Source organism: Microbacterium commune (assembly GCF_014836945.1).
GTDB lineage: Bacteria > Actinomycetota > Actinomycetes > Actinomycetales > Microbacteriaceae > Microbacterium > Microbacterium commune.
Window position 1 is genome coordinate 845,550 of record NZ_JACSPX010000001.1, and the last position, 17,557, is coordinate 863,106.

13 protein-coding genes are annotated in these 17,557 nt (G+C 70.8%); 12 read left to right on the forward strand and 1 reads right to left on the reverse strand.

Going from position 1 to position 17,557, the window contains the following annotated elements:
• Positions 1–93 precede the first annotated feature (93 nt).
• The 9 genes from H9633_RS03880 (at position 94) to H9633_RS03920 (ending at position 11,784) form a co-directional block, all read left to right on the forward strand.
• Positions 94–1,221, forward strand: a complete 1,128-nt coding sequence (locus H9633_RS03880) for an FUSC family protein (RefSeq protein WP_191712160.1) — start codon at positions 94–96, stop codon at positions 1,219–1,221.
• A 129-nt stretch (positions 1,222–1,350) separates the two neighbouring features.
• Complete coding sequence (locus H9633_RS03885) at positions 1,351–1,653, forward strand: hypothetical protein (RefSeq protein WP_191712161.1); 303 nt, start codon at positions 1,351–1,353, stop codon at positions 1,651–1,653.
• Positions 1,650–3,854, forward strand: a complete 2,205-nt coding sequence (gene glgX / locus H9633_RS03890; protein WP_071642217.1) for a glycogen debranching protein GlgX — start codon at positions 1,650–1,652, stop codon at positions 3,852–3,854. Before H9633_RS03885 ends, glgX begins: the two co-directional genes overlap by 4 nt.
• 1 nt (position 3,855) lies before the next feature.
• Positions 3,856–6,204: a malto-oligosyltrehalose synthase gene (gene treY / locus H9633_RS03895; RefSeq protein ID WP_191712162.1), complete on the forward strand. Its 2,349-nt coding sequence runs from the start codon at positions 3,856–3,858 to the stop codon at positions 6,202–6,204.
• Positions 6,204–7,958: a malto-oligosyltrehalose trehalohydrolase gene (gene treZ, locus H9633_RS03900; RefSeq protein WP_191712163.1), complete on the forward strand. Its 1,755-nt coding sequence runs from the start codon at positions 6,204–6,206 to the stop codon at positions 7,956–7,958. Before treY ends, treZ begins: the two co-directional genes overlap by 1 nt.
• 118 nt (positions 7,959–8,076) lie before the next feature.
• Positions 8,077–9,015, forward strand: coding sequence for an ABC transporter ATP-binding protein (locus H9633_RS03905; RefSeq protein ID WP_191712164.1), 939 nt, complete (start codon positions 8,077–8,079; stop codon positions 9,013–9,015).
• Complete coding sequence (locus H9633_RS03910) at positions 9,012–9,857, forward strand: ABC transporter permease (protein WP_191712165.1); 846 nt, start codon at positions 9,012–9,014, stop codon at positions 9,855–9,857. Before H9633_RS03905 ends, H9633_RS03910 begins: the two co-directional genes overlap by 4 nt.
• A 113-nt stretch (positions 9,858–9,970) precedes the next feature.
• Positions 9,971–11,119 (forward strand): sensor histidine kinase, encoded by a 1,149-nt coding sequence (locus tag H9633_RS03915; protein ID WP_191712166.1) that lies wholly within the window; start codon positions 9,971–9,973, stop codon positions 11,117–11,119.
• Positions 11,116–11,784: a response regulator gene (locus H9633_RS03920; protein ID WP_191712167.1), complete on the forward strand. Its 669-nt coding sequence runs from the start codon at positions 11,116–11,118 to the stop codon at positions 11,782–11,784. The genes H9633_RS03915 and H9633_RS03920 overlap by 4 nt, the downstream gene beginning before the upstream one ends.
• A gap of 41 nt (positions 11,785–11,825) precedes the next feature.
• On the opposite strand, the gene H9633_RS03925 is transcribed toward H9633_RS03920, so the two are convergent.
• Complete coding sequence (locus H9633_RS03925; RefSeq protein ID WP_318247186.1) at positions 11,826–12,410, reverse strand: carbohydrate ABC transporter permease; 585 nt, start codon at positions 12,408–12,410, stop codon at positions 11,826–11,828.
• Positions 12,411–12,651: 241 nt separating this feature from the next.
• Here H9633_RS03925 and H9633_RS03930 point away from each other — a divergent pair, with 241 nt between their 5' ends.
• The 3 genes from H9633_RS03930 (at position 12,652) to hrpB (ending at position 17,555) form a co-directional block, all read left to right on the forward strand.
• Positions 12,652–13,080 carry a MarR family winged helix-turn-helix transcriptional regulator gene (locus H9633_RS03930; protein WP_191712168.1) on the forward strand — a complete coding sequence of 143 codons (429 nt, stop codon included), beginning with the start codon at positions 12,652–12,654 and terminating at the stop codon, positions 13,078–13,080.
• A 57-nt stretch (positions 13,081–13,137) separates the two neighbouring features.
• Positions 13,138–14,760 carry an SPFH domain-containing protein gene (locus H9633_RS03935; protein WP_225211044.1) on the forward strand — a complete coding sequence of 541 codons (1,623 nt, stop codon included), beginning with the start codon at positions 13,138–13,140 and terminating at the stop codon, positions 14,758–14,760.
• Positions 14,761–14,999: 239 nt separating this feature from the next.
• Positions 15,000–17,555 (forward strand): ATP-dependent helicase HrpB, encoded by a 2,556-nt coding sequence (gene hrpB / locus H9633_RS03940; protein WP_191712169.1) that lies wholly within the window; start codon positions 15,000–15,002, stop codon positions 17,553–17,555.
• Positions 17,556–17,557 lie beyond the last annotated feature (2 nt).

Consider the following 17,557-nt stretch of genomic DNA (forward strand, 5'->3'; position numbering starts at 1 on the left):
AGGCTGTACCGCACGACATGCCGGTCATCGTCGCGCCGGACGCGGACGCGGACGCGGCACAGGCTGCCATCGACAGGGAGTGATCGAGTGCGCATGAGAAGACCGCTCCGCCTGCGCGGCACGGGCATCGGAACGGCGGCGCGCGGCGCGGTCAGCCGCGCCCGGCTGCTCTTCGCGGCGAAGACCGCCCTCGCGGTCGGCATCGCATGGACCATCGCGCCGCACATGCCCGGCGTCGCGGACGAGTACCCCTACTACGCACCGTTCGGCGCGCTGATCAGCATGTACCCGACGCTGATGTCGTCGGCGAAGACCGGTCTGCAGACGCTCCTCGGCCTGGGGGCGGGCATCGCGCTGGCCACGCTGGTGCTGATGACCGTCGGACCGAGCGTGTGGTCGATCGCCGCGGTGGTGGGCGTCGGCGTGATCGTGTCGGGCACGGGCTGGTTCGGCGCGGGCCGCGAGTACATCCCGATGGCGGCGCTGTTCGTGCTGATCATCGGCGGAGCGGATGCCGAGGACTACTCCTTCGGCTACGTCACCCAGACCGCCGTGGGCGTGATCGTCGGTCTGCTGGTGAACGCGATCATCCCGCCGGCGCCGCTGGTGTCGGAGGCCGCCGCGCGGATCGACGCGTTCCAGCAGCGCCTGGCGGCTCACCTCGACGACATCGCGGCGGCGCTGACCGAGGAGTGGCCGCCGGAGCGCGACGGGTGGATGCAGGATGCCGGCGCGCTCGCCGAGACCAGCCGCTCACTGCGCGACGCGCTGATCGAAGCGGACGAGAGCCGGCGCGGCAACCCGCGCGCGTGGCACGGACGCGGAGACACCAGCGAGGAGCACGCCCGACTCGAGACGCTGGTCGAGGTGGCGCACCAGATCCGCGACGTCTCGGGGTGTCTCAGCGACACGATCAACGATCGTCCCTCGGCTTTCCCGCTCGACCCGGCTCTCGTCGATCCCCTCGCCGCCGCCTGCCAGGCGGTCGCCGATCTGCTCGGCGGGGAGGACGAGGACGTCGAGCAGCTGCACGCGCATGCGGCCGAGGCGGTCGACGTCCTGCTGCGGGCGGTGCACGCGAGATCGGTCGAGACGGATGCCGTCGCCGGCCCCGGCGTGCTCAGCGCGATGCACCTGCAGCGCATCCTCAGCATGCTCGAGCCGGTGCTCGACCCGGAGCCGGACGACGGGGAGAGCGCGCAGGCGTCGAGCTCGGAGTGATGCCGTGTGTTACCCCGAACGCCGTCGTGTGACAACCCCGTAGCCACGCGGAGGTCACCATCGTAGGTTCTTCTCAACAGCAATGACCTCGAGGCGCTTCGCCGGAAGGCAGTCGAGTCAGGAGTCCTCATGTCTGCCGCAACCAGATCCACCGGGCGGTGCCCCGCTCCCCCGGTCGAGCCGACCGCGCAGCCGCAGTGCGCCGAGCCCCGGTACGAGCTCGTCGACATCGATCGCTACGAGGTGTCCCTCGACGGCCCCGTCGGCTACGTCGAGGTGATCCCGCCCCTGTTCATCTGCTATTCGGGGCACCCCTACCCGGCGGCGATCGAGGTGGCGCAGGTCTTCGACTTCGAACAGGCCGTGCGCCGCGTGCACGAGGCGGCCGCGCACACGCGCGGCGCCGGCGACCACGGACGTTTCGCGGCATGACCGTCGACGTGTGGCCCGGATCCGCCCATCCGCTCGGTGCGACCTTCGACGGTCAGGGCACGAATTTCGCCCTGTTCAGCGAGCGCGCCGAGCGGGTCGAGCTGTGCCTGTTCGACGACGACGGCGAGGAGACCTGCGTCGACCTCGTCGAGGTCGACGCCTACGTCTGGCACGGCTACCTGCCCTCTGTTCAGCCTGGGCAGCTGTACGGCTACCGTGTGCACGGACCGTACGACCCCGCCAACGGAAAGCGGTTCAACCCGAGCAAGCTCCTGCTCGACCCGTACGCGAAGGCCGTCGCCGGGCAGGTCGAGTGGGGCCAGGCCGCGTTCTCCTACGACTTCGGCGACCCCGACTCGCACAACGAGGACGACTCGGCGGCGCACACGCCGAAGAGCGTCGTGATCAACCCGTTCTTCGAATGGGGCGGCGACCGGCTGCCGAAGACGCCGTATGCGCAGACGGTGATCTACGAGGCGCACGTCAAGGGCCTCAGCATCCGGCATCCGGACGTGCCCGAAGAGCTGCGCGGCACCTACGCGGGCGTCGCGCACCCCGCCATCATCGACCACCTGACGCGGCTGGGCGTGACCGCGATCGAGCTCATGCCCGTGCACCAGTTCGTGAACGACAGCACGCTGCAGGACAAGGGCCTGTCGAACTACTGGGGCTACAACACGCTGTCGTTCTTCGCGCCGCAGAACACGTACTCGTCCAGCGGCGAGCACGGCCAGCAGGTGCAGGAGTTCAAGGCGATGGTGCGGGCGCTGCATGCCGCCGGCATCGAGGTCATCCTCGATGTGGTCTACAACCACACCGCCGAGGGAAACCACCTCGGCCCCACCCTGTCGATGCGCGGCATCGACAACGAGGCCTACTACCGCCTCGAGGAGGACCGCCGGTACTACACCGACTACACCGGCACCGGCAACAGCCTGAACGTCGGCAACCCGCACGCCCTGCAGCTGATCATGGACTCGCTGCGGTACTGGGTCACCGAGATGCACGTCGACGGGTTCCGGTTCGACCTCGCCTCCACCCTCGCCCGGGAGTTCTACGACGTCGACCGGCTGGCGACCTTCTTCGAGCTCGTGCAGCAGGATCCGGTGGTCTCGCAGGTGAAGCTCATCGCCGAGCCGTGGGACATCGGTCCCGGCGGCTACCAGGTGGGAAACTTCCCGCCGCAGTGGTCGGAGTGGAACGGCAAGTACCGCGACACGGTCCGCGACTTCTGGCGCGGCGAGCCGCAGGCGCTGGGCGAGTTCGCCTCGCGCCTCACCGGATCCGCCGACCTCTACGAGCACTCGGGCCGCCGGCCGGTGGCATCCGTCAATTTCATCACCGCCCACGACGGCTTCACGCTGCGCGATCTGGTGAGCTACGCCGAGAAGCACAACGAGGCCAACGGCGAAGACAACAACGACGGCGAATCCCACAACCGCTCCGACAACCTGGGCGTGGAGGGGCACACCGACGATCCGGGCGTGAACCGGCGCCGCGCCATGCGCCAGCGCAACATGCTGGCGACGCTGCTGCTGTCACAGGGCGTGCCGATGATCTCGCACGGCGACGAGCTGGGGCGCACCCAGGACGGCAACAACAACGGCTACGCGCAGGACAACGAGATCACCTGGATCGACTGGGAGGCGGCGGATCTGCCGCTGATCGAGTTCACCGCGGCGATCACCCGGCTGCGCGCGATGCATCCGACGTTCCGGCGCAGCCGGTTCTTCGACGGCAAGCCCGTGCGCGTCGAGGAGGGCTCCCCGGTGCCCGACATCGAGTGGCTGCGGCCGGACGGACGCACGATGCAGCCGGAGGACTGGGAGTCGGGCTTCGGACTGTCGATCGGCATGTTCCTCAACGGCCGCGGCATCCGTGAGAAGGATCGGCAGGGGCGGCCGGTGGCCGACGTGAACTTCCTGGTGTACTTCAACAGCGGCGACGAGACCGTCGAGGTCGTCCTTCCGGATGCCAGGCACGGCGCCACGTGGGAGGCCGTGGTCGACACGGCGGGAGAGCTCACTCACGCCGATCCGCTTCCGGCCGAAGCTGACGTCCATCTCGGAGCCGGGTCGATGCTCGTGCTGCGCGAGGTCGACGACGCGGATGAGCCGACCGACGACTCGGTCGAGGCGTCCCTGCGGATGCAAGTCGAGAACGCGGCGATCCGCTCCCCCGCCCCGAAACCTGAGGTGTGAGATGACCAGCCGCCCCGATTCCACCTACCGACTGCAGATCACCTCGAGCTTCACGCTCGAGGAGGCGGCGACGGTGACCGGCTACCTGCACCGACTCGGCGCGGACTGGGCGTATCTGTCTCCGCTGCTGGCCGCGACCGACGGCTCGGGCCACGGATACGACGTCGTCGACCATTCGCGCATCGATGACTCCCGTGGTGGGGCGGCAGGATTGGCGGCCTTCTCGGCCGCGGCCCGCGCCGAGGGCCTCGGCATCCTGGTCGACATCGTGCCGAACCACGTGGGGGTCGCGGCGCCGCGCCAGAATCCCTGGTGGTGGGACGTGCTGCGCCTCGGCCGCGGCTCGGCTCACGCGATCGCCTTCGACATCGACTGGGAGCGCGGGCACGACAAGGTGCGGCTGCCTATCCTCGGCGGCACGCCGGCCGAGGTGCTCGCGCGCGGCGAGATCGTGGTCGATCCGTCCCCGGCACCGGATGCCCCGGACGGCACGCTGTCGTACTTCGAGCACGTGCTCCCGCTGGCACCGGGCACGGGTCGGCACAGCGACGACATCACGGCCCTGCTCGACGCGCAGCACTACGAGCTGCGCCACTGGAAGGATCAGAACGACGAGCTGAACTATCGGCGCTTCTTCGCCGTCACCGAGCTCGCCGCTGTGCGCGTCGAACTTCCCGACGTGTTCGCGCAGTCGCACGAGGAGATCGTGCGGTGGATCCGCGAGGGCCTCGCCGACGGCATCCGAGTCGATCACCCGGACGGACTGGACGACCCGGAGGAGTATCTCGAACGGCTCGCGGACGCCACCGGCGGCGCGTACACGCTGATCGAGAAGATCCTCGAGCACGGCGAGGAGCTGCCGCCCTGGTGGCGCACCGACGGCACGACCGGGTACGACGCCCTCGGCGAGATCGACCGGGTGCTGATCGACCCTGCCGGCGTCGACGAGCTCACCGCCCTCGACGCGCGGCTGCGGGCCGAGAGCGGTCTCCCCGAGGCGCAGGAGTGGCACGACCTCATCCACGACACCAAGCGGGCGATGGCCGACGGACTGCTGCAGTCGGAGGTGCGCCGGCTCGTGCACGACCTGCCGTTCGGCATCGTGCGCGCAGGCGATGCCCTGGCCGAGCTGCTCGCCTGCTTCCCCGTCTACCGCTCGTACCTGCCCGCCGGTCGCGAGCATCTGCGCCATGCCGCAGAAGAGGCGGCCCGTCGACGGCCCGACCTGGCATCCGCGATCGCCGAGCTCGAACCGCTGCTCGCCGACCCGGATCTGCCCGTGGCACGGCGCTTCCAGCAGACCTCCGGCGCGATCATGGCGAAGGGTGTGGAGGACACCGCGTTCTACCGTCACACACGACTCGGCACGCTGACCGAGGTCGGCGGCGACCCCTCAGTCACGGCGCTGAGCGTGCCGCAGTTCCACACCGCGCAGCAGCGGCGCCTGGCCGCCTGGCCGTGCTCGATGACCACCCTCTCGACGCACGACACGAAGCGATCGGAAGACGTGCGCACCCGCCTCGCGGTGCTCGCGGAGGTGCCGGAGCGCTGGGCCGACGTGCTCGACGAGCTGCGCGGCGTCGCCTCGACCGGCCACGGGCCGCTCGACAGCCTGCTCTGGCAGGCGGCCGTCGGCGCATGGCCGATCTCGTCGGACCGGCTGCTGGCCTACGCCCAGAAGGCGGCGCGGGAGGCATCGGAGTCGACCGCGTGGCAGCATCCGGATGCCGAGTTCGAGAAGGGTCTCGCGGCGATCGCCGACGCGGCGAACGGCGCCGCGAAGCCGATCATCGAGCGCTTCGTCGGCGAGATCGTCGGACACGGGCGGTCGAACTCGCTCTCCGCGAAGGTGCTGCAGCTCACCGGACCGGGGGTACCGGACGTCTATCAGGGCTCGGAGCTGTGGGATCTGTCGCTCGTCGATCCCGACAACCGCCGACCGGTGGACTTCGCCGAGCGCTCGCGCATGCTCGCCGAGCTCGACGCGGCTGTCGCCGAAGGCAGCCTGCCCCCGATCGACGGCTCCGGGGCCGCGAAGCTGCTGGTCACCTCTCGCGTGCTGCGCCTGCGCCGCGACCACCCCGAGCTGTTCACGACCTACCGCCCCGAGACGGTCACCGGGCCGGCCGCGGCCCATGCCGTCGCGGTCGACCGCGGCGGACTGACCGTCGTCGCCACGCGCCTTCCGGTCGGACTGGAGCGAGTCGGCGGGTGGGGCGAGACGACGCTGATGCGCTCGGAGATGCCGTCCATCGACGTGCTCACCGGACGGCACTTCACCGGCGGTCCGGTGAGACTCGCCGAGCTGCTCGAGCACTACCCCGTCGCGCTGCTGCGGGAGGTGCGGTGATGCGGGCCGGTGCACAGACGGAGGTCTGGGCGCCGCGCGCGACGCGGGTGCGACTGCGGCGCCTGGGCGTCGACGGCTCGACGCTCGACGAGAGGGAGATGACCTCCGGCCCGGGCGGCTGGTGGCAGGTGGACGCGGCCCTCGCCGACGGCGAGCGCTACGGGTTCGTCCTCGGCGACGGCGATCAGCTGCGGCCCGACCCGCGCTCGCGTCGGCAGCCCGACGGGGTGCATGCCGCGTCGGCGGCGTTCGACGAGACGGCGTTCACCTGGACGGACGGCGCGTGGACGGGACGCCAGCTCGCGGGCGGGCTCATCTACGAGCTGCACGTCGGCACCTTCACCCCGTCGGGCACGTTCGACGCGGCGATCGACCGGCTGTCGCATCTCGTCGAGCTCGGGGTGACCCACGTCGAGCTGCTGCCGGTGAACGCGTTCAACGGGCCATGGAACTGGGGATACGACGGTGTGCTCTGGTACGCGGTGCACGAGGGCTACGGCGGCCCGCGGGGGTATCAGCGGTTCGTCGACGCCGCCCACGCGCACGGTCTCGCCGTGATCCAGGACGTCGTGTACAACCATCTCGGCCCGAGCGGCAACTACCTGCCCGAGTTCGGCCCCTACCTGCGGGCGGGCAGCCGCACCACGTGGGGCGATTCGATCGATCTCGATCAGACACCCGTGCGCGACTACATCATCGACAACGCGCTGATGTGGCTGCGCGACCGGCACGTCGATGGTCTTCGTCTGGATGCGGTGCACGCGCTGCACGACGACAGTCGCACCCACATCCTGAAGCAGCTCGCCGAACGCGCCGACGCCCTCTCGGCCCACGAGGGCAGGCCGCTCACCCTGATCGCCGAATCCGACCTGAACGATCCGACTCTGATCCTGCCGCGCGAGGCCGGCGGGTACGGGCTCACCGCGCAGTGGTCGGATGACTGGCACCACGCGGTGCACGTCGCGCTCACCGGCGAGACGTCGGGCTACTACGCCGACTTCGCCGCGCCGGATGCCATCGAGAAGGTCACCGACGGCGGATTCTTCCACGACGGCACGTTCTCGTCGTTCCGCGACCACGTGCACGGCGCGCCGATCCCGCACGAGGTGCCCGCCTGGCGGCTGGTCACGTTCACCCAGGATCACGATCAGATCGGAAACCGCGCCGCGGGCGACCGCCTCAGTGCGACGCTGTCGGATGACCGGCTGGCGGTCGCGGCCGTGCTGACGCTCACCGCGCCGGGCACACCCATGCTGTTCATGGGCGAGGAGTGGGGCGCGTCCACGCCGTGGCAGTTCTTCACCTCGCATCCCGAGCCCGAGCTCGGCCGTGCGACGGCCGAGGGCCGCATCGCGGAGTTCGCCCGGATGGGATGGGATGCCGCGGTCGTACCCGACCCGCAGGATCCGAAGACCTTCGAGCGGTCCCACCTCGACTGGGGGGAGCTGGCGTCTTCCCGCCACGCCCGACTGCTCGACCTGTACCGACGGCTCGCGGCGCTGCGGCGCGAGCTCCCGGAGCTGACCGAACCCGGCATCCGGGAGCCGTCCGTTGATCTCGTCGTGCCGGCGGACGAACCCGAGCGCCGCGCGTTCCGCATCGATCGGGGCGGGCTGAGCATCCTGATCAACCTGACCTCCGCCGATGTCGAGTTCGACGTCGCCGGGCAGGTTCTGCTGGCGACGCGAGAGTTCGCATCGACGACGGACGGCACGATTCTGCTCTCGGAGTCTGCGGCGATCGTCCGGCGCTGATCTTCCCCTCCGGATTAGCCGGTACCCAGGTATCGGCTGCGTCGGAAAGAGGCACCCGCGTCCGATGTGGCGAGTCGGGCACCGTTCGTACTGTCGATGACATGCGAAAGGGAAACCAGTGATCTCCGCCGAAGCGCTCGTCAAGCGCTACGGCTCCAGAACCGCCGTCGACAGCATCGACTTCACCGTCGAACCCGGTCAGGTGACCGGGTTCCTGGGCCCGAACGGCGCCGGGAAGTCCACCACGATGCGCATGATCGTCGGCCTCGACCGACCGACCTCCGGGTCGGTGCGGGTGAACGGGCGGGCGTATCGCGAGCACGCGGCGCCGCTGCGCGAGGTGGGCGTGCTGCTCGACGCGAAGGCGGCCCACCGCGGCCGCACCGCGTACCAGCACCTGCGCGCCATCGCGGCGACGCACGGCATCGGCGCCTCCCGGGTGCGGCAGGTGCTCGAGCTCGCCGGCCTTGAGTCGGTCGCCGGCAAGCGGGTGGGCGGCTTCTCGCTCGGCATGGGCCAGCGTCTCGGCATCGCCACGGCGCTGCTCGGCGACCCGGGCATCGTCATCCTCGACGAGCCGGTCAACGGGCTCGACCCGGAGGGCGTGCGATGGGTGCGCACGCTGATGCGCACGCTTGCCGCCGAAGGCCGGACGGTGCTGCTGTCCTCCCACCTGATGAGCGAGATGTCGCAGACCGCCGACCGGCTGATCGTCCTCGGGCGGGGTCGAATTCTGGCCGACGGCACGGTCGGCGACGTCGTGGCGAAGGTCACCCGTCAGGTGGTGCGCGTGCGCACGCACGACGGAGCCCGACTGATGGCCGCGATCGCCGACGCTCATGTGTCGGTGTCGACGGTCGGTGACGACGCCTATGAGATCACCGGGCTGAGCGCCGAGCTCGTCGCCGCGGCGGCCTCGGCTGCGGGCATCGTGCTGTACGAGGTCATGACCTCGTCGGGGTCCCTCGAAGACGCCTATCTCGCACTCACCGCCGGAGACGTCGAATACCGCTCGTCCCTCACCTCGACCGCCACCGACGCAGGAGCACTTCGATGACCGCCATCGACCACAAGCGCACGACCTTCATCCCCGCCCCCACGAGGCTCCGCTTCCCCGGCGTCCTGCGCTCGGAGTTCATCAAGCTCTTCAGCCTGCGCTCGAATGTCGCCATGCTCGTCTCGATCGTGCTGCTCGGCATGGGCACGGCGCTGGCGCTGGCCGTGACGATGGTGGACGCGGGCATCCCCGACCAGCCCTCGACCAGCTTCATGCTCGACGAGGTCACCGTGGGCACCGTGCTGTTCGGGCAGCTGGTGGCCATCATCCTGGGAGTGCTGGTGGTCAGCGGCGAGTACGCCAGCGGCACGATCCAGCCGACGATGGTCGCGGTGCCCAGGCGCACCCCCGTGCTGCTGGCGAAGGCGTGCGTCGCCTTCGTCGCCGTCACGGCCGCAGGCCTGCTCGCCGTGCTCGGCTCGTGGGCCGCGACCCTGCCGTTCTTCGATGCGCTCGGCCTCGGTGTCGGGCTCACCGCCACGGGAGTGCTGCCGGCGTTCGCGGGCTCCGCGGTCTACCTCGGCCTCTCGGCTATCCTCGGGGTGGGCATGGGCGCGCTGCTGCGCGGAGTGGCGCCGAGCATCGCGGGCGCCGTCACTCTGACGCTGCTGCTGCCGGTGGTGCTGTCGGCGCTGCCGGTCTCTCAGACGGTGCGCAACATGCAGCTGCTCACCATGTCGAAGGCGGGGGATGCCATGAGCAACGCCCCCGAGAACCAAGGAGTGCTCGTGGATCTGGTCGACGGATACGTCAGCTGGGGTGCCGGCGGCATCATCGCCGCGGCCTGGGCGCTCGCGTTCCTGCTGCTCGGTCTGCTGCGCCTGCGTCGGGGGGACGTCTGAACACGGCATCGTCCGGCCTGCGCGGCGCCTCCTCCGAGGCGCCGCGTCCGGCGCGCCGGTTCTCGATCGCGGATGCCCTGCTGCCGGCGCTGTACCTTATTACGGCCATCACGATGGCCGCACTCTCGCTCGAGCCGCCGTTCGTCACACCGCTGTGGTCGCTGGTCGCACTCGGAGTGGGCGGGATCGTCGTGCTGGTCCTGCGGCATCGACATCCCCCCGCAGCCTTCGCGGGCGCGATGGCCCTCGCCCTGGCGTCGACGGCGGTCGGATCGGGGGCCGAGGGGATGCTCGCCGTCGGCGCCATGTACCTGGTCGGACTGCGAGCCCGGCCGATGACGGCCTGGTCGGCCTTGGGCGTGGCGCTGCTGCTCGCCGCGGCGGGTGCGAGAGCCCTCACTCTGCGCGGCACGCGACTGCCGCACATGCTCGGGTCCGCGCCTCCGATCGAGGCGCGGGACACCCTGCTGGACTGGCTGAACTTCTTCAGCCTGCTCGCCGCGCTGCTGCTGATCACGACACTGCTGGGGATCAACGCGGGGCACCGTCGACGCCAGCTCGGGGAGCTTCGGCAACGCGCCGCGCAGCTGGTGCGCGAACGCGATCAGCAGGCCGAGACGGCTCGCGCGCAGGAGCGCGAGCGCATCGCGCGCGAGATGCACGACGTGATCGCGCACAGTCTGACCGTGATGATCGCCGTATCGGACGGCGCGCGCCTGGCCGCGGACGAGAAGCCGCAGCAGGCGAAGGAGGCGATGGGTCGGGTAGCCGAGACCGGACGCAGAACGCTCGGCGAGGTGCGGCGGCTGCTCGGGAGCGTGCGTGCCGACGACACCGAGCCGCACGTGCTGCAGGCTCCGCAACCCGACGCCGCTCGCCTGCCCTCGCTTGTGCAGGATTTCGCTGCTGCCGGCCTGCCGGTGCGGCTCGCTGTCACGGGCAGCCCGCCCGCCGACGCTGCGCTCGGGCTGACGGTGTACCGGATCGTGCAGGAATCGCTCACCAACTCCCTTCGACACAGCCGGGAGATCCGCTCCGTGGAGGTCGAGGTGGCGTGGCACGACGGTGAAGTGAGGATCATCGTGCAGGACTTCTCAGCTGCCCCGCTGCTGCCGACCGCCGAGCGCTCGCCGGGTCGCGGCCTGGTAGGCATGCAAGAACGTGTCGCGCTGTACGACGGCGATATCGAGGCCGGCCCGCACGGCGGAGGGTGGCGGGTCTCCGCTCGCCTTCGACGGGACGAACGGGGAGAGAGAGAATGACGAACGACGAGATCCGCGTACTGCTCGTCGACGACCAGGAGCTCGTGCGCTACGGCTTCCGGCTCATGCTCGATGCGACGCCCGGCATCGTCGTCGTCGGCGAGGCCGACGACGGTGAGCGGGCGGTCGGGGCGGCCGAGCGTCTGCATCCGGACGTGATCCTGATGGATGTGCGGATGCCGAGCACCGACGGCATCGAAGCGACCAGGCGGATCCTCGCCCGCCGGCCCCGCACGCGCGTGCTGGTGCTCACCACCTACGACCTCGACGAGTACGCCTTCGGCGCGCTGCGCGCCGGCGCGGCGGGATTCCTGCTGAAAGACACCAGGCCCGAGCAGCTCGTCGCCGCGATCCATGCCGTGCACGCCGGCGACGCGGTCGTCTCGCCGCGGATCACCGCGCACCTGATTGCGACCGCCGCACCCCACCTGGGCGGGCGGCAGACGGACGACGAGGAGCGCGCGCTCGGGGAACTCACCGCGCGGGAGCGGGAGATCTTCGTGCTGATCGGCCAGGGGCGCACCAACGGCGAGATCGCCACGGCCCTGCACCTGAGCGATTCGACGGTGAAAGCCCACGTCGGGCGGGTGCTGTCGAAGCTCGAGCTGCGCAACCGCGTGGATGCGGTGATCCGCGCCTACGAGCTGGGCGTGGTCGGGCACTGACGCGTGCGTTCCCGCGTCGGCGCCGATCCCTCTGGTCAGCCCTACTTGATCGACCCGCGCATCACGCCGGAGATGACCCAGCGCTGCGAGAAGATGTAGACGATCAGCAGGGGCGCCATGGCCATCAGGTACGACGCGAACGCCACCGTGTAGTCGGTGTTGTACTGCCCCTGGAACACATACTGCGCGAGAGACAGCGTCCGGTCTGAGGGCGAGGTCAGCACGACGAGCGGCATGATGAAGTCGTTCCATGCCCACACGCAGGTGAGGATGCCGACCGTGGCATTCATCGGCATCAGCAGCGGGAACACGATCTGCCGGAACACCCGCCACGTCGAGGCTCCGTCCATGCGGGCCGCCTCTTCCAGCTCGATCGGGATCGAGCGGATGAAGGCCGTGTAGATGAACACGTTCAGGCTGAGACCGTAGATCGTGTACAGGATGATCATGCCCGCGGGGTTGTCGAGGCCGAGCACCGAGGTCTGCTTCACGAGCGGGAGCATGATGATCGGGAACGGGACGAACAGCGCTGCCAGCAGGTAGTAGAAGACGCCTTTGAAGAACGGGCGGTGCAGGTTGCGGGCCAGCGCATAGGCCACCAGCGAGCTCGTGAGCAGCGTGAACACGACCGATCCGACCGCGCCGGTCGCTGACCCGCCCCGGGCGCAACCGAATCTTTGTAACCAAACCGTTGCATTCGTTACCTCGTCGTTATATGCTCATCACACGGTGAATGTTTGCTGTGGCATCCACCGCATGTGATTGCAGGACTCTCTTTGGTGCAAGGGACAAGGGCCGGTCGGAAGCCTCTCCGACCGGCCCTTACTGCTGCCGCCCGACGTCGACCCGCGACACTACGCTGAGAGCATGACCGACCGCGAGCTCGCCCTGCAGGCCTGGGAGAGCCTATTCCGCGCGCAGCACCAGCTGCTGGCGGAGATGGCCGTCGACTTCGACGGATCCGACCTCACGCAGGGCGAATACGACGTGCTCCTCACCGTCGCGCGTGCGCCCGAGATGACCTCTCGGCTGCGCGACATCACCGCGAAGTCGCTCATCAGCCAGCCCAGCGTCTCGAGGCTCATCGACCGCATGGTGACGCGCGGCCTCATCACGAAGGCGATAGATCCCGACGACGGTCGCGGTGCGCTGATCACCGCGACGGATGCCGGCGCCAAGGCGTTCCGACAGCTCGCGACGGTGCACGGCCGCACCATCGCCGAGAAGATGTCTCCCCTCGACGACACCGAGCTCACGCAGCTGCTTCGCCTCACGGAGAAGCTGCGGGGGATGTGACCGCCGAGACTCTGGCAGGGTGTACCTGACACCTGCAAGGGGGAAGGGAAGGTCACCATGGAGATCGCCGGAGCACTCGGCATCCTGGTCATCATCGGAATCGCGGTCGTCGCCGCGATCGTCGTCGCACTGATCCTGCTGCTGTTCGCGCGCAGCTGGATCAAGGTCGCCCGAGCCGACGAGGCGCTCGTCATCTCGGGTCGCAAGCAGAAGGTGCAGCGCGCGGTCATCAACGCCGACGGCAGTACGAGCTCGGAGATGGCCGAGTCGCCCGTCACCGTGATCGTGAACGGGAAGTCGCTCGTCAACCCGATCACGCAGCGCCACGAGATCATCTCGCTGCGCTCACGCCAGGTGCTGCTGAACGCCGAAGCGCAATCGCTCGACAGCGTCACGCTCAACGTCGACGGCGTCGCGATCGTCAAGATCGGCTCCGACCCCCTTTACGTCCGTCGCGCCGCCGAGCGGTTCGCCTCGCAGGACAAGGCGATCGAGCAGTTCACCACCGAGCAGCTGGAGGGCGCGCTGCGCGGCATCGTCGCGACCCTGTCGGTCGTCGAGCTGATGCGCGAGCGCAAGAAGTTCTCCGACCAGATCGCCGCCGACGTCTCGAGCGAGCTGGCCGATCAGGGCCTCATCCTCGACTCGTTCCAGATCAAGGGCATCACCGACAAGGTCGGCTACATCCAGTCGCTCGGCGCACCCGAGATCCAGGCGAAGCGCCAGGCGGCCGAGATCTCGCAGACCAACGCCGACCGCGCGATCAACCAGAAGAACATCGCCAACCAGGAGGCGAACCTGATCGAGCAGACCGCGCTCGACACCAACACCGCCAACGCGAACGCCGGGATCGGGCGGGCTCGCGCCGAGGCCGAGCAGGCCGAGCAGCTGGCCCGCGCGCAGGCGGAGCAGGCCGTTCTGCAGCAGCAGGCCGAGAACAAGCAGGCCCAGCTCGACGCCGACGTCAAGCGCGTCGCCGATGCGCAGCGTTACGAAGCAGAGACCCGCGCGCAGGCCGACCTGTTCACCCGCGAGAAGTCCGCTGAGGCCGCGGCGATCGAGCAGGTCAAGCAGGCCGAAGCACGCACCCGCATCGCCGAACAGCAGGCTCAGGCCGACCGTGCGCGCGCCGCCGGTGAGGCCGCCGCGGCCGAGGCGAAGGCCACCGGTGATGCGAACGCGCTGCGCGCGCAGGCCGAGGCCGAGGCAGAAGCTCGGCGCCTGCGGGCCAATGCCGAGGCCGAGGCGATCCGCGCGGAGGGCGAGGCGCGCGCTGCGGCCGTCGAGGCCGAGGCCAAGGCCATCGCCTCCAACCAGGAGGCTTTCCTCTCGCAGCGCGTGCTCGAGGTGCTGCCCCAGATCATGGCCGAGTTCGCCAAGGGCTATTCCGCCATCGGCAACGTCTCGATCATCGGCGGCAGCGGTGAGGACGGCGCGTCCAGCGTCGTCGGCAGCGACAACGCCAAGGCGATGCGCTCGGTGTTCGACAGCGTGAGCGCGGCGACGGGTCTCGACCTCGCCGCCATCATCCAGGGTCAGGCCGTCGGCCGCGGCTTCGGCGCCGGTGTCGCTCAGGCGACGGATGCCTCGCCTTCGGCATCCCCCGCCCCCGGCGCGGCGACCGCGGTCGTCGAGCGCACCCTCGACGACCCGACCGACGCCGCCGCCGCCGGCGCGTAACGCGCTCCCGGCCGCCCACACCGGGGGCCGACACTCCAGATGTCGGACGGATTCGCAGGATCGGTCCGACATCTGGCGTGTCGGCCCCCGGTTCGTACCGCCCTGCACCCGGCATCCGGCACCCGACCCCGCCCTGGCCCCGGTTCGTACCGCCCTGCACCCGCCACCCGGCCCGGGCCGGGGCGCCCGGCGGCGCCTGGCGTGTCGGCCCCGGTTCGTCGGACGGGCAGACTGGAACCGTGACCTCTCGCACGTTCGATCTCGCCCGCGTCGGCGCGGGCCTGTCGTTTGCGGCTGCCGTCGACGACGTCGAGCGCGCCCTGGATGCGAGCACCGCGCTGGTCATCAGCGCGCCGCCCGGCACGGGCAAGACCACCCTCGTGCCTCCCCTGCTGGCGATGCGCACCAGGGGACGCGTGATCGTCACGCAGCCGCGGCGGGTGGCGGCCCGCGCCGCCGCCCGTCGCCTCGCCGAGCTCGACGGCTCGCCGCTCGGCGAGCGCGTCGGCTTCACCGTCCGCGGCGAGCGCAAGACGAGCCCGCAGATGCGCGTCGAGTTCGTCACGGCGGGGGTTCTGCTGCGCCGGATGCTCGATGACCCGGGCCTCGACGACATCTCGGCGGTGATCATCGACGAGGTGCATGAGCGTGCGCTCGAGACCGACCTGCTCATCGGCCTGCTCGGCGAGGTGCGCGAGCTGCGCGACGACCTCACGCTGGTCGCGATGTCGGCGACGCTCGACGCCGAGCGGATCGCCGCCGTCCTCGGCTCGGACGGCGTGCCTGCGCCGATCGTCGACCACAGCGTCCCGGCTCATCCGCTCACCGAGCGGTGGGCGCCGAGCCCCGCGCCGCGGCTCGATGAGCGAGGCGTCACCCGCTCGTTCCTCGACCATGTCGCCGGCACGGCGGCATCCGCTGCCCGCGACCTCGTCCGGACCGCACCCGACGCCGACACCCTCGTCTTCGCACCGGGCGCGCGCGAGGTCGCCGAGATCGCACGCCGCATCGCCGACCTCGCTCCGGACGTCGACGTGCGGCAGCTGCACGGGCAGCTGCCCTCGGCCACGCAGGACGCCGTGATCCGCGGCCGCGCCGGCCACGATCGGCCGCGCATCATCGTCACGACGTCGCTCGCCGAGTCGTCCTTGACCGTGCCGGGCGTGCGCCTCGTCGTCGACAGCTGCCTGGCACGCCAGCCGCAGCGCGACGCGTCCCGTGGCATGACCGGGCTGGTGACCGCAGCGGCATCCCGATCCTCCTGCGTGCAGCGCGCCGGACGCGCGACACGACAGGGCCCCGGCACGGTCGTGCGATGCGTCGACGAGCGCACGTACGCCGCCGCCCCCGCGAGGCCCACGCCGGAGATCGCGACGGCCGACCTCGCCGACGCGGCGCTGCTGCTCGCGTGCTGGGGCGCACCGGGCGGGGCCGGCCTGCGGCTCATCGACCCGCTGCCGGCCGACAGCCTGCGCCACGCGACCGAGGTGCTGCGCACCCTCGGCGCGGTCGACGACACCGGCCGCGTGACCGACGCGGGACGCGCGCTCTCCCGCATCCCGACCGATCCGCGCCTCGCCAGGGCGCTCCGCGACGGGTCGGCGCTGGTCGGCGCACGCACGGCTGCCGAGGTGGTCGCCCTGGTCGGCGGTGACATCCGTGTCCGCGACGCCGACATCGTCTCGGCTCTCTCGGCGCTTCGGAACGGCCGCGGTCCCGACGCTCAGCGCTGGGCACGCGAGGTCGACCGCCTGATGCGCCTCGCGCCGCCGGCGCGCTCGGGGCGCGGACGAGCAGATGACGCCGGTCTGGTCGTCGCGCTCGCGTTCCCGGGACGGATCGCCAGGCGCGTCGAGCGCTCGTCCAACGGCTCGACATTCCTGCTGGCATCCGGAACCCGCGCGGGAGTCAGCGGCCCGCTCGCGGATGCCGAGTGGCTGGCCGTGGCCGACGTGGCGCGCGCGTCCGGTCGCATCGCCGCGGGCTCAGGAGCGGTGATCCGCGCGGCCGCCGCCATCACCGAGCAGCAGGTCGAGCGCGCCGCCGACCACCTCATCACCGATCGGGTCGAGGCGCAGCTGGTCGGCGGCCGCGTGAGCGCCCGCCGCGAGCGGCGCGTCGGGGCGATCGTGCGCTCGTCCGTTCCGGTGCGCGCGTCTGCCGCAGAGGGTCGGGATGCGGTGGAGCGCGCGGTGCGGGCAGATGGTCTCGACGTGTTCACCTGGTCGGATGCCGCCGACGAGCTGCGGCGGCGGATGGCTCTGCTGCACCGTGAGCTCGGCGAGCCGTGGCCCGATGTCTGCGACGACGCCCTGCTCGCCCGTCTGGCCGAGTGGCTCGATCCGGAACTGAGCGCCCTCGCAGGCGGCACGCCGGCGGATCGCATCGACCTTGCCGCGCCGTTGCGCCGGCTGCTGCCCTGGCCGGCCGCGGCCGACCTCGACGCCCTCGCGCCCGAACGGCTCGAGGTGCCCAGCGGCTCCCGGGCGCGGATCACCTACCCGCCGCTCGACGACCCGGCGGGGCAGCCGGTCGTGGCCGTGAAGCTGCAGGAGTGCTTCGGCTGGGCAGAGACGCCCCGGGTCGTCGGCGGGCGTGTGCCGGTGCTGTTCCACCTGCTCTCCCCCGCCGGCCGTCCGCTCGCGGTGACCGCCGACCTCGCCTCGTTCTGGTCGGGTCCGTACGCGCAGGTGCGGGGGGAGATGCGCGGGCGCTATCCGAAGCACCCCTGGCCCGAAGACCCCTGGTCGGCCACGGCGACGCGGCACACCCGTCGACGGGCGGCTCGCGACTGAGC